At 43.4% G+C, this 21558-nt stretch carries 19 protein-coding genes; 6 read left to right on the plus strand and 13 right to left on the minus strand.

Going from position 1 to position 21558, the window contains the following annotated elements; translation table 11 throughout:
* The first annotated feature begins 47 nt into the window (after nt 1-47).
* The gene (locus KDW99_RS13895) at nt 48-809 is read left to right on the plus strand and encodes an alpha/beta fold hydrolase (protein WP_255825561.1); all 762 of its coding nucleotides are present in this window, start codon (nt 48-50) and stop codon (nt 807-809) included.
* A 3-nt stretch (nt 810-812) separates the two neighbouring features.
* Here KDW99_RS13895 and KDW99_RS13900 read toward each other — a convergent pair whose 3' ends face one another.
* The 3 genes from KDW99_RS13900 to KDW99_RS13910 are packed head-to-tail and all read right to left on the minus strand — an operon-like array spanning nt 813 to nt 4647.
* A complete protein-coding gene (locus KDW99_RS13900; protein ID WP_255825563.1) occupies nt 813-1715 on the minus strand; it encodes a hypothetical protein in 903 nt (300 codons plus the stop codon).
* A gap of 17 nt (nt 1716-1732) precedes the next feature.
* The gene (locus tag KDW99_RS13905; RefSeq protein ID WP_255825565.1) at nt 1733-3775 is read right to left on the minus strand and encodes a TonB-dependent receptor plug domain-containing protein; all 2043 of its coding nucleotides are present in this window, start codon (nt 3773-3775) and stop codon (nt 1733-1735) included.
* A 5-nt stretch (nt 3776-3780) separates the two neighbouring features.
* Nucleotides 3781-4647, minus strand: coding sequence for a prephenate dehydratase (locus KDW99_RS13910; protein ID WP_255825567.1), 867 nt, complete (start codon nt 4645-4647; stop codon nt 3781-3783).
* Nucleotides 4648-4758: 111 nt separating this feature from the next.
* On the opposite strand from KDW99_RS13910, the gene yidD reads away from it, so the two are divergent.
* On the plus strand, nt 4759-5013 hold the full coding sequence (yidD, locus tag KDW99_RS13915) for a membrane protein insertion efficiency factor YidD (RefSeq protein ID WP_255825569.1): 255 nt from the start codon (nt 4759-4761) through the stop codon (nt 5011-5013).
* Here yidD and KDW99_RS13920 read toward each other — a convergent pair.
* From KDW99_RS13920 to KDW99_RS13935, 4 genes are all read right to left on the minus strand, one after another.
* Nucleotides 5010-5663: a LuxR C-terminal-related transcriptional regulator gene (locus KDW99_RS13920; protein ID WP_255825571.1), complete on the minus strand. Its 654-nt coding sequence runs from the start codon at nt 5661-5663 to the stop codon at nt 5010-5012. The genes yidD and KDW99_RS13920 overlap by 4 nt on opposite strands.
* A gap of 27 nt (nt 5664-5690) precedes the next feature.
* The gene (gene acs / locus KDW99_RS13925) at nt 5691-7649 is read right to left on the minus strand and encodes an acetate--CoA ligase (protein WP_255825573.1); all 1959 of its coding nucleotides are present in this window, start codon (nt 7647-7649) and stop codon (nt 5691-5693) included.
* A gap of 99 nt (nt 7650-7748) precedes the next feature.
* Nucleotides 7749-8513, minus strand: a complete 765-nt coding sequence (locus KDW99_RS13930; protein ID WP_255825575.1) for a class I SAM-dependent methyltransferase — start codon at nt 8511-8513, stop codon at nt 7749-7751.
* A gap of 53 nt (nt 8514-8566) precedes the next feature.
* Nucleotides 8567-9199 (minus strand): HAD family hydrolase, encoded by a 633-nt coding sequence (locus tag KDW99_RS13935; RefSeq protein WP_255825577.1) that lies wholly within the window; start codon nt 9197-9199, stop codon nt 8567-8569.
* 280 nt (nt 9200-9479) lie between these two features.
* Here KDW99_RS13935 and KDW99_RS13940 point away from each other — a divergent pair, with 280 nt between their 5' ends.
* Together KDW99_RS13940 and KDW99_RS13945 are read left to right on the plus strand one after the other, a co-directional pair.
* A complete protein-coding gene (locus tag KDW99_RS13940) occupies nt 9480-10508 on the plus strand; it encodes a TAXI family TRAP transporter solute-binding subunit (RefSeq protein WP_255825579.1) in 1029 nt (342 codons plus the stop codon).
* A 96-nt stretch (nt 10509-10604) separates the two neighbouring features.
* Complete coding sequence (locus KDW99_RS13945) at nt 10605-12728, plus strand: TRAP transporter permease (protein WP_255825581.1); 2124 nt, start codon at nt 10605-10607, stop codon at nt 12726-12728.
* Between the two features lie 117 nt (nt 12729-12845).
* Here the strand turns inward: KDW99_RS13945 and KDW99_RS13950 are convergent, their stop codons facing one another.
* Nucleotides 12846-14297 carry a peptidoglycan DD-metalloendopeptidase family protein gene (locus tag KDW99_RS13950; RefSeq protein WP_255825582.1) on the minus strand — a complete coding sequence of 484 codons (1452 nt, stop codon included), beginning with the start codon at nt 14295-14297 and terminating at the stop codon, nt 12846-12848.
* Between the two features lie 424 nt (nt 14298-14721).
* Here KDW99_RS13950 and fdhD point away from each other — a divergent pair, with 424 nt between their 5' ends.
* On the plus strand, nt 14722-15564 hold the full coding sequence (fdhD, locus tag KDW99_RS13955) for a formate dehydrogenase accessory sulfurtransferase FdhD (protein WP_255825584.1): 843 nt from the start codon (nt 14722-14724) through the stop codon (nt 15562-15564).
* Between the two features lie 19 nt (nt 15565-15583).
* On the opposite strand, the gene KDW99_RS13960 is transcribed toward fdhD, so the two are convergent.
* Entirely contained in the window at nt 15584-17038 is a 1455-nt protein-coding gene (locus KDW99_RS13960; protein ID WP_255825586.1) for a TrkH family potassium uptake protein, read from the minus strand.
* Between the two features lie 264 nt (nt 17039-17302).
* Between KDW99_RS13960 and KDW99_RS13965 the strand changes: the two genes are divergently transcribed.
* Complete coding sequence (locus KDW99_RS13965; protein ID WP_255825588.1) at nt 17303-17428, plus strand: hypothetical protein; 126 nt, start codon at nt 17303-17305, stop codon at nt 17426-17428.
* 93 nt (nt 17429-17521) lie between these two features.
* Here the strand turns inward: KDW99_RS13965 and KDW99_RS13970 are convergent, their stop codons facing one another.
* From KDW99_RS13970 to KDW99_RS13985, 4 genes are read right to left on the minus strand one after another with little or no spacing between them, the layout of a single operon-like run.
* A complete protein-coding gene (locus KDW99_RS13970) occupies nt 17522-18454 on the minus strand; it encodes an electron transfer flavoprotein subunit alpha/FixB family protein (RefSeq protein WP_255825590.1) in 933 nt (310 codons plus the stop codon).
* Entirely contained in the window at nt 18454-19203 is a 750-nt protein-coding gene (locus KDW99_RS13975) for an electron transfer flavoprotein subunit beta/FixA family protein (RefSeq protein ID WP_255825592.1), read from the minus strand. The genes KDW99_RS13970 and KDW99_RS13975 overlap by 1 nt, the downstream gene beginning before the upstream one ends.
* Nucleotides 19204-19223: 20 nt before the next feature.
* Nucleotides 19224-19640 (minus strand): acyl-CoA thioesterase, encoded by a 417-nt coding sequence (locus KDW99_RS13980; protein ID WP_205114110.1) that lies wholly within the window; start codon nt 19638-19640, stop codon nt 19224-19226.
* A gap of 11 nt (nt 19641-19651) precedes the next feature.
* Nucleotides 19652-21505 carry a feruloyl-CoA synthase gene (locus tag KDW99_RS13985; protein WP_114411904.1) on the minus strand — a complete coding sequence of 618 codons (1854 nt, stop codon included), beginning with the start codon at nt 21503-21505 and terminating at the stop codon, nt 19652-19654.
* Between the last annotated feature and the right edge of the window lie 53 nt (nt 21506-21558).

The following is a 21558-nucleotide window of genomic DNA, read 5'->3' on the forward strand; positions in this document are numbered from 1 at the left end:
CAAGACTTGATACAATGTATCTATATTCACTTCCACACAAGGCTCCTATGATACACGCAAAGCAATATGGCTCATCTGGCCCAAATCTTATTGTCATACATGGTTTATTTGGTAATGCTGACAACTGGCACTCCATTGCACAAAGCTTGGCTGAACATTTCACAGTGCACTGTATCGATCTTCCTAACCATGGTAAATCAGACAGTATGTCTGATGCCAGCTATCCAAAAATGGCAGAAGCGATATTCGACTGGGCTGAGCTCAATAAAATAAACACTTTTTACCTTCTCGGCCACTCAATGGGTGGAAAAGTCGCTATGCAGATGGCTGCAAACGCACCTGTGGGAAAAATTGAAAAACTCATCGTGGTTGATATCTCTCCAGTTGATTACCAACCAAGTCATACCCGTATCTTAGAAGGATTAAAGGCTATTGAGAAATCACAGCCAGCCTCAAGAAAAGAAGCCGATGCCCTGCTAAGCTCATACGAATCAAATTTAGCAGTCAGACAGTTCTTACTGAAAAACCTAGTGAGAAGTGAGCAAGGCTTTACTCTGGAGCTCTCTGTCAACAACATAGCAGATAGTTATTCTACCATCCTAGAAAAGCCAGTTATGGAAAATGTAGTAGACATACCAACGCTATTTATCAAAGGCGAGAACTCAGATTATATCGTGGCACAACACCAAGAAGCGATCATGGCTCTTTTCCCTAATGCCAGCTTTAAAATCATCACAGACGCTGGTCATTGGCTACATGCAGAAAAGCCACTCCCCTTTACCAGCCTGGTAAAACGTTTTTTACAGTAAGCACTAACATGCCGTTTCCGAACAAAGACCATATTTATCTTTCAAATAAGAAGGGGACGGCAATACGACACCGTGAGATTTGATGAGATAAGGATTAAAACTCACCCGCAACTTGTCAGGGTATACAGCAGGCAAAAGAATCTCTCTTGTCTGCCATACGCCAATTTGATTGGCCAATATGCCTAGCTTGGTGCCTGTATCAGAATAAACAGCAAATAAAGAACCCGCTCGAACAAAAGCGAAAGACGGGCCAATCATGACACGTTGCTTATGAAACAGTAACTTTAATACATCCTGAGCTATACGATTCTTATAAAGCTCCGTATCAACCAATGAAAACACCATGATTGAATCTTCTAAAACAAAATTGATGGCCTTCAAAACAGAGAGTCGGTCGCTTTCTGTTTTCATAAACTGGAACTCAAAACCATATTGAGCAGCCTGATCTTGCATTTCTTGCTCATCAACCAAGAGATTATCACTGTAGAGCATAGCCAGTGGTTTACGGTCAAACCAAACCGCTTTTAGCAATGCTAATCGTTTATCCAAAGGCGCTCCGGAAAATACCGCTGTATTCGGTATTGAACATTGCGCTTGGGCTTTAAGGTATTCCTCTTTACCGATGAAAATAGCCATAACCGCCCCTTCAGATACTGATGAGCAAACTTGACTAAAGCTATCCACTCCAATTGCCACCATAACGTCTTCTTCTTTCAGAGAAGACACATTTTGCAGAAATAAAGAACGACGCACTGGGATCAGCTGACTGTCTTCAGGCAGTAATTTAGAAAGTTGGAATGATAGAGAACGTACTGAACTTTCTTCAATATCATGGACTATATAAATCGCTGCAGACACGTGCATGGATGTCAGCAGCAAAAAAATAATAGAAAAAATCCTTTTCACTTTTCTATTTATCCAAGCTAGAAAGTGATATTCGTGTAAACATAAGCAAACGTATCTTCCGTTATATTATTGTGCTTAGAAACCAGTGCGTTATTATCCAAACGCGTTTCTGCCCCAAAACCCATGGTTGCTTTTGAGTATCCTCCTAAAGACAATCGATAAGACAACCAAGTATTGAGAAGCTCGTAATCTTTTCCACCTAACTCTTTTCCATACCAGTAATAGCTTTGAATAGCCCAACGCTCCGCTAGTGGCAGACTTCCGAAAAAAGACAACATCACAGGCGTTGTGGCCTTCAAAAGACTGGCGTTGTCTGTTTGAGTATCTTGATATGCGTAGGTGAAACGAGTAATAGCACCAGATCGAAAGCGCCAATCCAGCTCAAGCTCAAGCCCATTGATATTAACATCTTCGACCACACCCTCTTCGATAGGCGCATCAGCATTAAGAGCGGTAAATAATTTCTTACTTAATACCATGTCCTCAATTTCATCATGATATAGCTTCACATCAAGAGAAACACCATGACTCGCCCAGTATTGATAATAACCGAGCTCATAAGAGGTAATTTTTTCCTCTTCCTCACCATTCACTGCGTAGTTTGTGAACGATTCTTTGCCATTCGACAAAACATAATGCCATTTGAAGTATTGATCTGACAAATCTGGCGTTCTCACCGCTTTGGAAACATTAAATCTAACTGACTCCTGTTCAGATAGTTTATACGTCATACCAAGCTTAGGAGATAAAAATTCACCTCCCATTTCACTACGCTCGAACATTGCTCCCGCATTGACGATCCAAAGATCGCTCGCTCGATACTCCATATTCGAGGAAAGACGAAACACTTCATCACTCGCTGTTCCAGATAAGAAACTCTCGGATTCTGCTTCGTCCCAACGATAGCCTATCGCAGAAATTAACCTAAGTTTTTTAGATGCCTCCCACGTGCTCTGAAGTTCAATATCATGACGCGTTTCTAACAGGTCAATCAAGTATGAAACGTCTACATCATCAGCGCTTGAAGCACTGAAGGCCGCATTATAAAAATCTTTATTTAATCGAGCTTCATGATATTCGCCTAAATCAGATTGATCATAGTAATACTGAACTTTAAGCTCATGCGTTGGTGAAACTTGCTTACTATAACTGAACTTAATGTGCTCACGATCGACCAAGCGCATAGGGTTATTGGTATCCCTTCCTCCAGATATAGAGCCTATGTCATATCGCATAGGATCCACTTTGTCTTTTAAAGAGCTCGCACCAATATCTAAATCAAAAAAACTGTTTGACGTTTCTTTTTGAATGAAAACATTTCCCATCGTTGAACGATGGCCATCGTGCCTGTCTTCACCGTAGTAATCTTTATCAAAACCATGCACAGCATTTGTTGAAGCAGATGCACGATAACTCCAATCTCCATTTAAGCCACTATGCTGCCCATATAAACGATAATCTCCACGAGACCCAGAATACGCAGTAATACTGTCACCCAGAGTCTCTAAAGGAGATCGGGTGATAATATTCACTACAGCAAAATACGAGTTAATACCGTAACTGGCAGCATTTGGTCCGCGGTTAACCTCCACACGAGCAACATCTTCAATACTAAGCGGCAAAGTCGCCCATTCAACACGTGCTAGCCCTACGCTATAAACAGAGCGCCCATTAACCAAGACTTGAATTCGGCGATATTGGTCTAACTGAGTACCGTGGTATGAGGCTTCTTTTTGGCTGGATGATTTATAAGGTGCAACAGAAAAACCGGGGACAAACTGCAAGAGGTCCTCCACGTATTGAATATTAATACGTCGAATGAACTCACCATCCAATACCGATAAAGTAGAAGACACATCCACTCTAGGTTGAGACATTTTAGACGGAGTTACCACCACAGGAATATGATCAAAAAAACCATCATATGCACTCATATCGGAAAAGCTGCCACCAGCAGTGTTTTCATACAAGGCATCACCTCTGAAAGAGGAATCATCCATTTCTGCCCAAGTACTCATACTAAAAGGCAGACATAAACTAACACATAACCAACGAGTCATCATTGTCACTTCAACCTATAATCATCCGCCAAATAGGTTCCTAATATCCGCACTTCTTCAGAGAAGAAACGCAACTCTTCAAGTGCCGCTTGCATAGAAGATGATTGAAAGTGCGCCTCAACGTCTACATAGAACTGAGTCGCGGTGAAATTACCATTCACCATATAACTTTCTAACTTCAGCATATTAATACCTTGTGTCGCAAAACCGCCCATCGCTTTATACAGTGCAGCAGGGATATTTCGCACGCGAAACATAAAAGAAGTGATATAGGTTTTACCGTCTTCATAAACGGGCATTTTTTGCTGGCGGGAGAAGACCAAAAACCGTGTTGTATTGCCTACCGTATCATTGAAAAAAGTTTGTAATACATTTAGACCATACAATTCTGCCGCCAACTCAGACGAAATAACCGCCAAGCCGGGTTCATCGAACTCAGCAATATGCTTAGCCGCGCCAGCCGTGTCATACATAGCCTGACTCTTCGCCCCTAACGCCTTGATATTGGCATCACATTGCGCCAATGCCTGAGGGTGACTACCAATTCGTGTAATTTGATCCAATGTCATCGAGTGACGAGCAATCAGACAATGATTGACAGGCTCAAAATGCTCTTTCACCACATACAGCTGGGTACGCTTTAGTTCTCGATATATTTCTTCCACTCGACCAGCGGTGGAATTTTCTACTGGAATCATTGCGTAGTAAGCATCGCCTCGCTCCACCATCTGCAAAGCATCAACAAAGCTCGCACAGTGAATACTGGTCCAATCTGGGAAGGTATGTTTGCAAGCAAGATGAGAGTAAGCCCCAGGCTCGCCTTGATAAGCAACAACCTGCATTGCATCAAGAGTAAGATGTTGATCTGGCATAGTAGAATCGATTCTGTGATATATTTCCGCTACAGTAACAAATAGACGCTACCATTTACACAAAAATGACACACTTCCCACCATCAAACACTTCACTAAAGTAAGCGGCTCATGAAAAGATTCTTCATATTATTAGTAAAAGGCTATCAGTTTTTAATCAGTCCATTATTGGGGAATAACTGCCGCTTTTATCCTAGCTGTTCACAGTATATGATCCAAGCCATTGAACGCTTTGGAATTTTTAAGGGAGTGTGGCTTGGCTTGAGAAGATTGTCTAAATGTCATCCATGGCACGAAGGTGGCATGGATCCAGTTCCAGACTCATGCCACTGCAAAAGCGAGAAAACAGAAAAAGACAAGAATTAGCTTTGTGTCGCGCTCATTTGCAACTTCAAATCACTCGCAACTAAGACCGCCTGAGTTCTATTATTAATCTCCAATTTACGGAAAATCGCTGTAATATGAGCCTTTACCGTTGCTTCAGAAATAGACAATTCATAAGCAATTTGTTTATTCAACAGACCTTCATGCAGATAGCACAAGACCTTATATTGCTGGGGCGTTAACTCAGTGACTTTATGCTGCATTGATAAATCAGGCTTAGGTTGCTTGGCAACCTCTTCCCTAAGTCCATCAGGTAGCCAAATACCACCAGCCAAAATCGCATGAATGGCTTGCACATAAGTAGCGGGCTCACTCGTTTTAGGAATAAACCCCAAAGCGCCAGCATCAATCACCTTTGCAACCATGGTGGTGTCTTCGCTACCAGAAATAACGGCTACGGGCACATCAGGAAAGTCTTTACGAATTCGTATGAGCCCATATAAATCACCGCTTCCCGGCATATTCAAGTCCAGCAGCAGCAAATCAAGATCATTTAGACTATCCAAACACTGTAACGTCGAATCCAAATCATGGGATTCGACTATGGTAATGCCCTCAATTTCTGACCGTAGTGCGCCACATAGCGCACTACGGAACAAGGGATGATCATCCGCGATAACAAGTGAAATCACTGTGTATCCTTTTAAATGTGTAAACCGTCACACATTTAAACGGTTTTCAATTAAATCATCAACCACACTTGGATCAGCTAATGTACTTGTATCACCTAATTGATCATGTTCATTCGCAGCAATTTTTCTCAAAATTCGGCGCATGATCTTACCAGATCTAGTTTTCGGTAGCCCTTTGCTAGCCCACTGAATAAGGTCTGGTGTCGCAATGGGCCCAATCTCTTGTCGAACAAACTGCTTCAATGACTTAGTCAGCTCTTCATCTGGCGTCACACCAGCGACAGCACTAACATAAACATAAATGCCTTGCCCTTTAATATCATGAGGGTAGCCAACAATAGCGGCCTCAGCGACGGAAGGATGAGCAACTAACGCACTTTCAATTTCAGCGGTCCCTAGACGATGCCCTGATACGTTCAATACATCGTCCATACGGCCAGTGATCCAATAATGACCATCTTCATCGCGAGAAGCACCGTCACCAGTGAAATACATACCCTCGAAAGTACTGAAGTAAGTTTGCTCGAAACGCTCATGGTCGCCATACACGGTACGCGCCTGACCAGGCCAAGAATCGGTAATAACCAAACCACCTTCAACCAACACACCTTGCTCTTCTTGCAAGACACCTTGCGCATCAACCAAGGCAGGCTGCACACCGAACAAAGGACCAGTACATGACCCAGGCTTAACATCACCTTGAACAATACGAGGTGACATCATCATGCCGCCAGTTTCTGTTTGCCACCAAGTGTCAACAATAGGACAAGAGGCATTACCAATTTCGTTGTAATACCAAGACCACGCTTCAGGGTTAATTGGTTCACCGACACTACCCAACACTCGTAAAGAATCACGTTTGCTGGAGCGAGTCGCTTCATCACCTTTCGCCATCAAAGCACGAATTGCCGTTGGTGCAGTATATAAAAGAGTCACGCCAAATTTGTCTACCACGCGACCGATACGACCAGAATCTGGATAGGTTGGAACACCCTCAAATAAGATGCTGGTTGCGCCATTGGCAAGTGGCCCATAAACCATATAACTGTGACCTGTGATCCACCCTACATCGGCAGCACACCAATAAATATCGTCTGGCTTAAGGTCAAATACCAACTCATGAGTTAACGAGGCATAGACTAAATAACCGCCTGTTGTGTGGACAACGCCTTTTGGCTTACCCGTTGAACCTGAAGTATAGAGAATAAACAGCGGGTCTTCGGCATTCATGGGCTCAGCTGGACATTCAGTGCTTTCGTTTTCTACTTCAGCCGCCCAATCCAAATCACGACCCTCAAACCAAGGTACATCTTTTTGGGTATAGCGATAAACCACAACACCTTCAACCGACGGACAAGCATTCTTGTCTAGGGCCATGTCGACATTATGTTTAAGGGGAATAGTATTACCTGCGCGACGGCCTTCGTCTGCGGTAATAACGAGCTTCACTCCACAATCATTTAATCGATCAGCGATCGCGTTGGCAGAAAAACCACCAAAAATAACAGAGTGAATAGCACCGATTCGAGCACACGCCAACATGGCATAGGCTGCTTGGGGGATCATTGGCATATATATAGCGACACGATCGCCTTTACTAACGCCTTGGCGCTTCAATAGATTGGCTAAACGCCCGACTTCATCATGCAATGTCTGATAGGTAATTGCGGTTTTTTCATCACTTTCTTGGTCGCCTTCACAGTAGTAAGCGACTTTATTTGCGGCGTGGGCTAAATGGCGGTCAATGCAGTTGTAAGCTACATTCAGCTCACCGTCTTCAAACCACTTAATGTCAACTTCACCGCGTTTGAAAGAGGTATTTTTAACCTTTGTATATGGTGTAAACCAATCTAAACGCTGACCTTCTTTGCCCCAAAATTCGTCTGGGTTTTCAATCGATTCTTGATAGCGTTTTTCAAATTCTGCTTGACTCACATTGGCATTTTTTGCCGCCTCATTTGAGGTTGCGCTATATAATGACTTCATAACCCGCTCCATTGTTAAATTTTTTATTCGGATGCTGAACTACTATAACCTGCCAGAGGTTCCAATCTATTCCACTTTAGTCTTATTGCAAAAGCAGACCTAAGCGAAACGCCCCGCCTTAACAAAGAATGGCAAGCGTATTTCTTGTTTCTTTGTTGGCTCAGACCAAGCGTCACGAATAATAGGTGAAGCATTTACTAAAAAGTCATCACCTTCTTCCTGAATGCGCAATTGAGACGCAGACCAAGTCCGAATAAAGTCCAGCGTTTGCGTAACAGACCAGTGACAGTTCAGCTCAAAAGCTGGAACCTCTATTAATTCAAAGGGAAATTTAATATCACGATATTGATTCCACAACAAACGGCTTTCAGCAGGCCAATAGGTTTCAAGGTGCGGCAAGACATTCTCTGCAATCGCCTTATCTTCTGCTTCACCAACCTGCAGCCAGTTGTAACCCCAGCAAACAAACATTCCGCCGGGTTTTAATACGCGCTTGAGCTCAGCCCAAAACGCATCTAAATCAAACCAATGTAGTGCATGGGCAACACACACCACATCGAAATAATCATCGGGATAAAGCGTCTTCTCAGCGGGAAAAACCTGATAATTCACCTTGCGGTGCGGTGTCGCTGCGGTGACCTGAGACTCACTAATATCAGACGCCTCTACGCGATCAAAATACGCAGCAAGATCTACCGACGCTTGGCCTGTGCCACATGCACAATCCCATACAGTACTTGATGCTGGTACTTGCTGTGATAACCAATAATAAAGCTCAGCCGGATACATGGGCCGAGTCCGCGAATAACTTGTAGAAGATTGCCCATCAAAAGTACGCATAGAAACCTCTAGACCAAATAGCATTTACACCTCTACAGCTTAATTTAAGGCTTCAAGCAATTCTATTGCCGCTTATCTCAAGCAATAATCTCGCCGGACAACACCCCATGTTGATGAAGCACTAGACGCGCCTCCTTTATTCCTTTAACCCGAAACGCTTTCATACCTAATGCATTCGCTGTATCAATGTTTATCTGATTATCATCAATGAAAAGTATCTGCTCAGGCGCCACTTGTAAATGTCGTATCACATACTGATAAATCGCCTCATCCGGCTTTACAAACCCCACCATATGAGAAGCATAATAACTGTGAAATTTACCAGCCAGTCCCATTTCACCCATTAAGCGCGGCCAATGCGCCGCATTAGTATTGGATAAAATAGCACGATGATATTGAGGTTTCACAGCGTCAACTAATTCAAGCGCGCCGTCAAATAATCCTCTTGGCCATGCTTTAAAAGACGCTTTAAATATTTCCTTATCAATACTACTGCCAACCTCTTTTAATAAGCTATCAGCAAATTGGTCAAAAGTGATTTTACCTGAATCAAAGGCAGCGACGGTTGGAGATCTTAACCACTTCAACCAAACCTCAGATTCCTCACCTTGCGTATTCAACATAGCATGCATTTCAGAAACATCACCTAAGTCGACTAAGACATTTCCCAAATCAAACAATACAACCCGAATATTATGATCTTGTTTCATTATTCTCTCGCTCTAAGTCCATCGGCAATATTTTGCTCATGATATCAAACGCCATGACACAAAATAGCATGTTTGTAAGGGGTTTTGCTCGCTTACATCGTAAGCAATTTATTGCCGACAGTGAAACGTCAACCATAAGCAATAAATAGCGCATATGTGTATATTAAAACAAAGGAAATACTAAGGATAAAATAAAACACCTATAAATCAATAAGATATATATTTGGCATGATAATCGCTATAGAGTATGTCAACACCCCATCAATAGGAGAAAAATAATATGAAATTGGGCTTTGTTACTAAAACGATTCTTACCAGCGCAACAGCGGCTGCTATTGCGTTATCTGCATCTGGTGTATCCGCTGCAGACAACCGCAACTATATCTTAGCGACAGCATCGACAGGGGGAACTTATTACCCAGTGGGTGTCGCTATCGCCACCTTAAGTAAAGTAAAACTAGAGCCTAAATTTGGCTTATCAGTTTCTGCCATTAGTTCAGCAGGTTCCGGCGAGAACATCAAACTTCTACGTGAAAACCAAGCACAATTTGCCATCTTACAAGGTCTTTATGGTGCTTGGGCTTGGGACGGTGAAGGCCCATTTGAAAGCTCAGGCAAACAGACTGAATTACGTTCAGTTTCCATGCTTTGGCAAAACGTAGAGCATTTTGTGCTAAAAACTGACCTAACCAAAACCGGCACTATGTCAGATTTAAAAGCTCTTGAAGGAACCAATAATAAGTTTTCCATTGGTACTAAAAATTCTGGAACGGAAGGCTCTGGTCGTCAGCAGCTTAAAGGTCTGAATATTGACCCAGATAAGTTCGCTCTTGCTTACATGGGCTACGGTGCAAGTGCTGATGCAATGCAAAACGGTAATATCGATGGCATGAACACACCTGCAGGTGTTCCAGTCAGTGCTGTAACGAGACTGTATGCCTCCATGGGCGACAAGGTCAAAGTATTAGATTTCACGGACGAGCAAATCAAAGAAGCAAACGGTAACTACGAATTGTGGACTCGCTATGTCATTCCGGCCAATACCTACCCAGGTCAAACGAAAGACATCAATACGGTTGCTCAACCAAATTTCTTGGCAACTCGCGCCGACTTATCAGATGACGATGTCTACGAACTCACCAAGTCACTTTATGAGAACTTAGGGTATTTAAGCGCTATTCATAAAGCGACATCCGTTATGTCAATTGAGAAAGCCATCGCTGGCCTTCCAGTGCCATTGCATCCTGGTGCGGCTCGTTATTATCGTGAACGCGGTATTAACATCCCAGCTCGTCTAATCACTCAATAACAAGGTTCCATCTCGTTCTAGCGCCGTACCTAAGTACGGCGCGCTTTTTACCTCTTTGCACGACCCGCTTTTTGCACACACAAAGGTAGCCTGTCTATGACTGCTTCATCGCAACCAACAGAACCTCAAGACGTCAATCTTGAAGATTTCGAAACCAAACACCGCTCTGGCCCTTGGCTAAACCGTTTTGTATTCACACTGTCAGTTTTCTTAGCTGTTGCCCATATTTACATCAACACCATCGCCACGCTGCCAGAACTCTGGGTCTCTGCTTTTCATTTTGCAGGCTTCGGTACCCTATGTGCCTTACTGATTCCAGCGCACCCTAAATGGCAAGACAGCAAGGTAGCCCTATTTTTTGATGGCGCTATTGTGCTCGCGCTCATAGGAATGGTGCTTTACATTGTATTTTTTGAAGACGCCCTTTACGCCCGAGGCGTCACCTTCAATACCTCAGATTGGATTGTCTCAAGTGTCGCGGTTTTACTGTCCCTCGAACTTATTCGTCGCACCAGCGGCTGGTTTATCCCTTTTTTGATCATCGTCGCACTAACTTATGTGGTGCTATGGGGAAGTTGGCTGGGAGGAATGTTTAACTTTCCTGGACTCAGTTTAGAAACCTTGTTGTATCGTAGCTTTTTTAGCACCGACGGTATGTTCGGTTCCATCTCCCGTATTTCATGGAGCTTTGTCTTCATGTTCATTTTATTTGGTGCATTTCTAGTCAAGTCCGGTGCGGGCGACTTTATCATTGACCTATCTCGATCTCTTGCTAGCAAAATGATCGGTGGCCCTGGTTTTGTCGCGGTACTAGGCTCTGGTTTGATGGGCTCTGTTTCTGGCTCATCGGTGGCGAATACGGTATCCACTGGTGTCATCACTATTCCATTGATGCGCAGAGCTGGCTTTCCAGCACGATTTGCCGCAGGTGTAGAAGCCGCCGCGTCTACCGGTGGGCAATTGATGCCACCAGTAATGGGTGCTGGGGCGTTCATTATGGCTTCTTATACGCAAGTGTCGTACGTCACTATTATCAGTGTTGCCGCGATTCCAGCGCTATTGTATTTCCTTTCTGTTGGATTCTTCGTGCGTGTCGAAGCAAAACGAAGCAAAGTCATCGCCACAGAAAGCGATGATGCCGTCAAAATTTCACAAGTACTTAAAGATGGCTGGCATCATATTGTGCCACTTGGCGTTTTAGTTACCTTGTTAGTACAGGGTTTTACACCGACCTACGCCGCTGGCATCAGTATTTTGGCCGTTATTGCCGCCTCTTTCCTGTCTAGTAAGCATAGAATGGGGCCTGCTGCCGTGATCGATGCCATGGCTCAAGGCGCGAAAAACATGTCTACTACCGCCGTTCTACTGGTTGGTATCGGCTTGGTAGTTAACGTAATTAGTACCACAGGCGTTGGGAATACTTTCTCTTTATTAATTACCAATTGGGCTGGTGGCAGCCTGTTCTTCACCATTATTTTAGTCGCCATCGCGTCTTTGATTTTGGGTATGGGCTTACCTGTAACCGCGTCTTACATTGTATTAGGGACATTATCTGCACCAGCCCTATTTAACCTTATCGCTGAAAGCCAACTATTAGACATGATGTCTGCTGGCAATTTACCTGAAGCCGCCAGCGCTGTCTTCATGCTGGTTGACCCTTCCGCTATTGCAGCATTAGCGCAAGGCATGCCAATGGAGCAAGCTCAAGCTCTATTAGCGCAAGTTCCTAACGACTTCAAAAGCATGTTAATGGATCAAGCATTGGGGGCTCAAAGTGTGGCGATGATTCTCGTCACAGCCCACATGATTATCTTTTGGCTTTCCCAAGACAGTAACGTCACGCCTCCGGTTTGCTTAACCGCGTTCGCAGCTGCTGCCATAGCCAAAACGCCGCCAATGCGAACAGGTCTAACGGCGTGGAAACTGGCTAAAGGCCTTTATATTGTTCCTCTGTTAATGGCTTATACGCCATTAATTGGCGGTGATACAGAAACACTTCTGCGATTGACTGTCTTTGCTATATTTGGCATGTACGCTCTCGTTGGGGCAATGGAAGGTTACCTAGAAGATAAACTATCGATCTTTGCTCGAGTGATTGCCTTAGTTGCTTCTGTAATGATGCTGTGGCCACATCTAGCGCTTTGGATTAATTGTCTTGGCTTAGCCATTTTTTTGGTGCTTTTCGTGATCGGTAACAAATCGTACAAGAAAAACATGTAAGCACTGTATTCACACAACATTAAAGTATCTAAAGATAAAAAATAGCCAACAAAAAAGGCGTCTCTTCTTCAGAAAAGACGCCTTTTTCTATTGCGTTATGCAGCTTAAAATCAAAGTTTAATTTGCAACAGCATCTAATGTAGACTGCGAATCGACCATAGAATCAGGCTGTGCATCCGTGACATCTGGGTCTCCTGCCTGATTGCCCATCATCATATTTAACAAACGCTCAACATTGTTAGAGTATTCTTTTTTATCACTCTTGGGGATGGACTGAGTCGTCGGAATTTCTGCGGTCATTGGATTCACGGGACGACCTCTTATATGTAGCTCATAGTGCAAATGAGCACCCGTTGTACGTCCAGTATTACCAGACAACGCAATAACTTGACCACGCTTAACCTTCTGGCCTTTTTTCACCAATATCTTACTTAAATGTAAAAAGCGTGAACCATATGGGCCAGTGTAATCAATTACAACATACTTGCCTGCATATTTATGCGAAGCAACACGAGTCACCACACCATCACCGGTTGCCAGCACTTCCGTTCCCGAAGGCGTCGCCAAATCAACACCATTATGTGGCGCCGGGTGACCTGTAATAGGATGTAGACGATTCGCATTAAAGGGTGAGCTAATTCTATATTTCTTATGTGTTGGCCAGCGCAATAAAGCTGGCGTTAAACTATTTCCATCTTGGTCATAAAAACGACCATCTGAATGTAGAAATGCACGATAGGTTTCACCTTTTACTGTGATTTCTAAGGCTTCTAACTGGCTGTCGCCTACTTTTACACCATCAATGCTGCCACTCTTAATGACGAAGTCAAACGCATCATTGGCACGCAGGTCTTTACGAAAATTCACCCGACCTTTCAGCAAATCATTAATAATTAAAATTTGCGTATCAGATAAGCCAGCTTTTTTTGCTGAAAGATAAAAGTTTCCAACGATTTTACTGTGTACTGCTTTCTGCGTGTAAGTAATGGGTTTGATGCTCTCTTTGTAGCTAAAACCACCGCCATCATGCTGAACATAAGACACACTTTTACTGATATCTATGCGTCGGGTAATTTCGAGTAAGTCACCGTCTTCATCCAATTTAAAGGTGAACTTATCATCTGGCAGCAATGGCTCAAGTACCAAGTATTCCTGATCGGCTTCCAATACTGAGTATAAGGCCTCTCTGGATAATCCTAAACGAGCAAAAATACGTGCCAGTGTATCGCCGGGTTTAATAACATATTCTATCGAGGGGATAACAGGCGGTACTTTCTCCACATTTTGCAGAGCGTCCATCGTAACCAGAGAATCATAATTATTGTCTTCATCTGTGTTCGAACTGATTTGGGGGAAAATGACATTGTCATTATTGCTGATCTTAGGCGTGTATCCCTTACCCGTTATGACATCGGTAACACTTGGAAGTGTATATTCATTAAGGTCATTAGCTGGAGACACAAGAGACTTATAAACGAAAGAAAGTACAATAAATACTATAAAAATAATGGATAACCAAGCTCGCGGGCCAGAAAGAGCCCAACGCGAGAGGTGTTTGATAAACTGCATAAATAAAAAACTCATTAAACAAAAGTGGCTCACGGAGAACCTGACTATGTACTGATCTTTTGACCGTACACGTTCTCAATATATGACAAAAACAGAACCACACTTTGTAGCATGCACTTTTTCCTTGCCACTGTTGGAGTGCAAATAATCACAGTCCATACCCTTTTACCCCATAGTTTTACAAAACCCAGACGGATAAAAGTATTCGAAGCTTAAATTTTCGGGGTAGGATACGGTATTTTAACGGCTAAAGAAATACTTCCCGCCTTTGAAAACCTGCCGTATATTGCTGCTTTATTAAACAAACAATATTTATTCAATATTCATGTCGTTTTCATCCTCTTTCTTAGCGCAAAAGCATTGGACGCTCTTGGCCACTGTCCGTACTATGAGTACATCTTTTTAATTAACCGATCTCAACATCATGCAGCATTCGCCGATTTCTTTTACTAGCCACAGGCGCCAAAAATTTGGCCGTTGCGATACGTTACAGATAGACTCGACGCAACAACAGGCATCATTCGAATCAGCAGAACTTGTTGAAGAAGTTCCGTTAGCACTTAGTATCAACGACATTTCTTATGCCGTCATGATGGTAACACCTGTCAATTTAGAGGCCTTTGTCGTCGGCTTTGCTCGCAGTGAGGGGATTATTGAACATATTAATGATATCCGAGACATTGATGTCCAGCTTTCTCAAACGCACCCAGACATCGAAAGTGTTGCAATCAATTTAGAGCTAAGCCCACGTCGATTTTCACAATTCAAACAAAGAAGACAAACACATCTTGGCGCAACAGGGTGTGGTTTGTGTGGTATAGAATCATTAACCCAAGCCATTCCAGTACTACCAAGGCTTCAAGCAAGCCAAGCGATAAAAGAAACAGACTTGCTGACATTAAGAAGCCGTTTATCTGAATTCCAAGCATTGGGCAATAAAACAGGGGCGGTTCATGCCGCTTTATTGATTTCACCGCAAGGCGAACCCATTGTTTGCATGGAAGACATAGGTCGGCATAATGCCCTAGATAAAATAATCGGCTATGCACTACAGCAAGATATAAACTTACATAACTACAGTGTTTTGATGTCAAGCCGATGCAGTACGGAACTGGTCCAGAAAGCGGTGCGGGTTGGGCTGTCTAGATTAATTCATTTGGCATCACCAAGTACTCTAGCCGTCAAGCTCGCTCAGCATTATGGGCTTACATTAATTCATTTACCCAAGCACGATACACCGCGAGTGTTCGCCTTTTCGAGCAAATAATGGCATAAGAGCAATATGTTTAATGACGCCACATCACGGGTAAGAAAAGCACTAGCACAGTAAAGTACTCCAATCGCCCCAAGATCATCGCAAAGCTCATCAGCCAAGTCCCTGTATCACTTAGCGGGGAAAAGTTATTCCCAAGTTCCGCAAAGCCTGGTCCAAGCACATTCAAGCAAGCTGCGGTGGCACTCAGAGAAGCCATAAAACTCATCCCCGTCATCATCAATAAGGCAGTAAATAAAACCGTAACCATAGCGGCAAGACACATAAAACCCATCACAGAATGGCGGACATCGGCACTGATAGTTCGTCCCTGAAACTTCATCGCAAAAACACCATTTGGGTGTACTAAACGTTTCAATTCCAACGAAATAGATTTTAAAGAAATAACATTCCGAATGACTTTATTACCACCCGCTGTCGACCCTGCGCAACCGCCAATATAACCAACAAAAATCAATACAATTGATGTTACTGCAGGCCAAGCACCAAAGTCTGTTGCTGCGAATCCCGTACTGGTAATAAAAGAAATAACATGGAAAAAAGACTGTGTGATAGAAACCCAAAGTCCATCTTCTGAACCCGTTTGGAAAAGAAACAAAGCCAATAATAAAGCCACAAAAGCAATGATTTTCAAAAAACCTCGTGTCTCTTCATCTTGCCAATACAACTTAATACTACGGGCAATATAAATACGGTAATGCAACGCGAAATTCACCGCCCCCAATACCATAAAAAGATTACAAATCCACAAAATCAACGGGCTGTTAAAGTACCCCATACTGGCATCATGGGTTGAAAACCCACCAGTCGATACCGTGGTAAAACTGTGACCTATGGCATCAAACGCTGACATACCTGCAAGGTAATAACTCAGCGCACACAAACCGGTAATAGCCAAATACACCATCCATAGATAATGAGTTGTACTGGATACTCGTGGAGAAAGTTTATCGTCTTTAATCGGTCCTGGTGTTTCTGCTTTTAATAAGCGCATGCCACCAATGTTCAACATTGGAAGAATGGCTACCACAAAGATCACAACACCAAGCCCCCCCATCCATTGCAAAAACTGACGGTACATCAAAAAAGTAGGTGGCATGTCATCTAGGCCTGATAACACAGTTGCACCTGTGGTAGTCAACGCACTAATGGATTCGAACACCCCATCAGTGAAAGAAATATGCGTTATCGAAATAATAGGAATCGCACCAAGCACACCAACAGCCAACCACGTTAAAGTAGCAAACAACATGGCTTCACGAGAATTCACTGAAGGTAAAGGGTACTTTTTAAAACCCAGTAAAATAACTAAGGCGATGCTAAACGTAATCAAGGCAGGCAGTGCAAAAGCACGCCCAACATCATCCTTAAAAAACATAAAGGACAATTCACCAAACACAAACTGCACGACGCTCATCCATAAACACGGCATAGTCAGCAATCGCATAATCAACAATGGGCGAATCATGAGTCTTCACGACTCCTATAAACAATCTGCACAGTATAAAGCATCTTTAATATAGAGGGAGTATTTCAAAAGAACCATAGGATCGAGGTATACAGTAAATCCCGACGCACACTATAAGCCAATAAGGCAAAATTCAAAACTTTTCATTGTCGCAAATAAATGCTTTTCAAACGGCCTATTTCGCAAACAGTATGGACGAATTGTGAATCTTGTGCTTTTATTAAACAAAATAACAATGATAAAAATTCACAAAAGGAATCATCTATGGAAAACATGCTACTTGTTGATTTTTTTCACCTTACCGCTTTAGCAACGACGGTTTGCTGTTTCTTGGTTATCAGTGGAAAACGCGTTATTGAGCTTTGCTCTCAATCTAATTCAAGCAAATAAATAAACCGAGCCGAGGCTCGGTTAACGTCATCAAATTCACAACAGGCAGTCTAACTTGATGTTAGACAGTCTATTTATTATGGAAATGTATCCCTATAGCTTACTTGTCATTTCTGGAAGCACAGCAAAAAGATCACCTACCAAGCCATAATCCGCCACTTGAAAGATAGGTGCGTCTTCGTCTTTGTTTACCGCCACAATCACTTTGGAGTCTTTCATACCTGCTAAATGCTGAATAGCACCAGAGATCCCAAAAGCCATGTACAAATCGGGCGCGACGATTTTACCCGTCTGGCCAACTTGTAAATCATTCGATACAAAACCCGCATCCACTGCCGCACGAGAGGCACCGACCGCTGCCCCTAGTTTGTCGGCCAACGCCTCAACCAACGCAAAATTCTCGCCACTGCCAACTCCACGACCACCTGACACAATGCGGCTCGCACTGGAAAGATCTGGTCTTGTTGACTCAGTAATATCATCAGATTGCCAACTAGACAAAACACTCTCAGCCACAAAATCGATCGTTTCAACAGGACACTTCTGATCATTCTGTTTAATGTTTTTATCAAAAGAAGACGCCCGTACTGTAATGACTTTTGTGGCATCCAAAGCCGTTACCGTCGCAATCGCATTACCAGCATAAATCGGGCGTTTAAATTGCTCAGCACTCAACACAGCGCAAATATCAGACACCTGCCCAACATCCAATAGAGCCGATACTCTAGGCATGAAGTCTTTTGACTCTGAATTGGACGGCGCAATAATGTGCGAATAGTTTGCCGCTAAATGCACGACCAAATCCCCCATTGGCTCAGCCAAGGCGTATTCATAAACATCCGCATTGGCACACAACACCTTAGCAACACCAGCAAGGCTCGCCGCCTCATCGGCAACGGACTCAACATTTTTACCTACCACCAGCACATGGATGTCATTGCCAATGGCTTGAGCGGCCGTCAAGCCGCATAAAGTAGCAGACGAAAGCGTACTCGAATTATGTTCTGCAATTAATAAAGTCGTCATTAGATCACCTTCGCTTCATCTTTCAATTTACTGATCAATTCATCCACCGACGCCACTTTAATGCCCGCACTACGAGTTGAAGGCGCTTCCACTTTATCTAATCGGTAATGAGCCTTTGGCGTTACGCCCAAGTCTGCCAAGGATAAGGTATCGAGTGGTTTACGTTTAGCCTTCATAATATCGGGTAATTTGGCATAGCGAGGTTCATTAAGACGTAGATCCGTCGTTACAATCGCAGGCAATGTCAGGACAACAGTACGTAGCCCGCCATCGATTTCACGAGTAACAAGCGCTTTATCGCCGTCGATAACAAGCCTAGAAGCAAAGGTTCCCTGTGGACATTTAATCAAGGCAGCTAACATCTGTCCCATTTGATTGTTATCAGAATCAATCGACTGCTTGCCAAGAATCACCAATCCAGGTTGCTCTTTTTCAACGACTGCGGCAAAGGCTTTGGCGACATTTAAAGGCTCAATGTCGCTTTCAGCTTCAACCCAAATGGCACGGTCAGCGCCTAACGCCAGGGCATTACGAAGTTGCTCTTGGCTTTGCGTCGTTCCAACGCTCATAACGATCACTTCAGATGCCACGCCAGCTTCTTTCAGGCGAACCGCTTCTTCAACAGCGATTTCGCAAAATGGATTCATTGCCATTTTGACATTGGTTAAATCCACATTGCTTTGATCTGCTTTAACACGAACCTTAACGTTGTAATCAATGACGCGTTTAACACCTACTAAAATTTTCATTCTTTCACTGACCTTTCTGTTTAACCATGACTCAACATTTTTGCTCGAATGTCATCTGGAATTGTCTTAGCTTTAAGATCACCTTCTGCATTTAGACAGGCCCAGACACGTTTTTCCGTGCATTCGACCGCTAAGTCACCATCATTAAAAAGCTGATGACGAATCCCAAAGCTGGCACGACCAACCTCAGTAAACTCACTTTTAATAGTAACCTTGTCACCATACTTAGAAGGTTTAAAAAATTGAGAGCGCGTATCAACCATTGGAAAACCAACGGTCTTTAATACATCGCGAATATATCTAAGCGAAACGCCCATTGCCTCAAATAAAGCCCCCGTTGACGCGTCAAAATAGGCAAAATAACGCGGGTAAAAAACAATATCGGCGGGATCGCAGTCACCCCACTCAATTTGTACTTGGCGTTCATTGTTAAACATGACGCTCTTCCTTATAAACTGATAACCAAATCAGAAAGAGGCTCTTGATACAAAAGCTCAATTTGGTCTTCTCGATGAGCTTGCACCGCACGCTGATTCAACGAACCTTTATCAGTAATTTCATTTGCATCAATACTCGGTGGCACAGCTTGCAACAAAATACGTTGAACCACAGTCGAACTACCGGTGCTGTTTTTAGCAAAATCTCTTAACTTCTGCTGAAAAGCATCACGTACTGCTGAGTGTGCAATAACTTGCTCGTTCGTCTCCACCAAATCATGAGGAAGAATCGCCTGACAATGAGCCCAATCAGGAAAGATCAATGCACTGATATAGCCACGGTTCGTACCACATAACACAACATCTTGTACAAATGGCGCAAAGGCACTGATAAATTTAGCACGCAATGTACCTGCACTGACCCAAGTACCACTATCGAGTTTAAAGTCTTCCGATACACGCCCGTCAAAACGGAAGCCTCGCTGCGGTTCATTTTCATCAAGATATGCTATCGCATCGCCTAAGCAATAATAGCCTTCTTCATCAAACGCTTTTGCGGTCAATTCTGGTTGACGCCAGTAACCCGGCATCACAGTTTCAGCTTTCACACGCGCTTCTAACTTACCTTCGTTTGGAACAAGCTTGATAGACACACCTGGCGCAGGAACACCAATAACACCAGAAGTTGATTCTTCAACAGAAGCAAACGTCGCTGACGGCGCTGTTTCGGTACAGCCTAGCCCAGTGACCATAGGGATTTTCTTGCCAGTATATTGAATCGCCAGCGCATCCAAATCATCCCAAATATGCTGAGCCAAACCTGCAGCGGCAAAGAAGGTAAACTGTAAGCGCGCAAAAAACTTCTCAGCTAACTCACTGTCCGCTTTCAAATTTTTCACTAATAACTCAAAACCTTTTGGCACATTGAAATACACGGTTGGAGATATCTCCGCCAAATTCTGCAATGTCTTAGCGAACAGTTTTTCAGTTGGCTTGCCATCATCAAGATACAAACTACCGCCGTTATACAAAGCGATACCAATATTATGGTTACCGCCAAAAGTATGGTTCCAAGGTAGCCAATCAACCATAATAGGCGGCTGATCTTGCAAGAACTGCATTACTTGATGAATCATCACCTGATTGGCGCAAATCATACGCTGAGTATTGATAACGCCTTTTGGCATACCTGTGGTACCAGAGGTGAAAAGCACTTTGGCAATCGTATCGCCATTCACTTGCTCGTTCATTTCATCAATCAAAGCCGACTCAGGAAAGTCCCAAAAGGATTGAAAAGCCACAATTGGATTGTCAATTTGTTGTGCCTTGGTATCCCCTTTGATCACCACTACGGGAATTTCCGTATCTTGGCAAACCGCTTTAATTGCCTTTTCATAAGGTGCCAACTCATCCACCACAATCATGCCGGGTGTCAAAATATCCACAATACCTTGCAGCTTAGAATAATCCGTCGCGATAAGAGAATAAGCAGGCGACAAAGGAGAATGAGCCACACCCACATACATACCAGCCAAAGCAAGCATCAAATGCTCAACGCTGTTGCCACATAAAAAAACGATGGGACGCTCAGCAGAAACTGGCTGAGTGATTAACCAAGATGCTATTTTTCGTACTCGGGCTACCGCTTGTGAGTAGGTAACTTCCTGCCAGTCACCTTGCTCATCACGCTGCGCAACAAATATTCGATCGGGGGTTTTATCAGCCCAGTATTCAAGCTGATCTGTCCAGCAACGAGCATACTCATCGAGCGCTTTTTGGCTATTGATGATTTGCACTCCGCCGTCGCGATTTTCAATGTCGATAGGATGCGCTACAACTTTTATTGGATGAAATTCACCGTTCATTTTTTTGCTCCCACTCTCATCTTTTGCCCTTAAGGGCTCTATGATTATTTTTA

It is taken from the genome of Marinomonas rhizomae, assembly GCF_024397855.1.
GTDB lineage: Bacteria > Pseudomonadota > Gammaproteobacteria > Pseudomonadales > Marinomonadaceae > Marinomonas > Marinomonas rhizomae_A.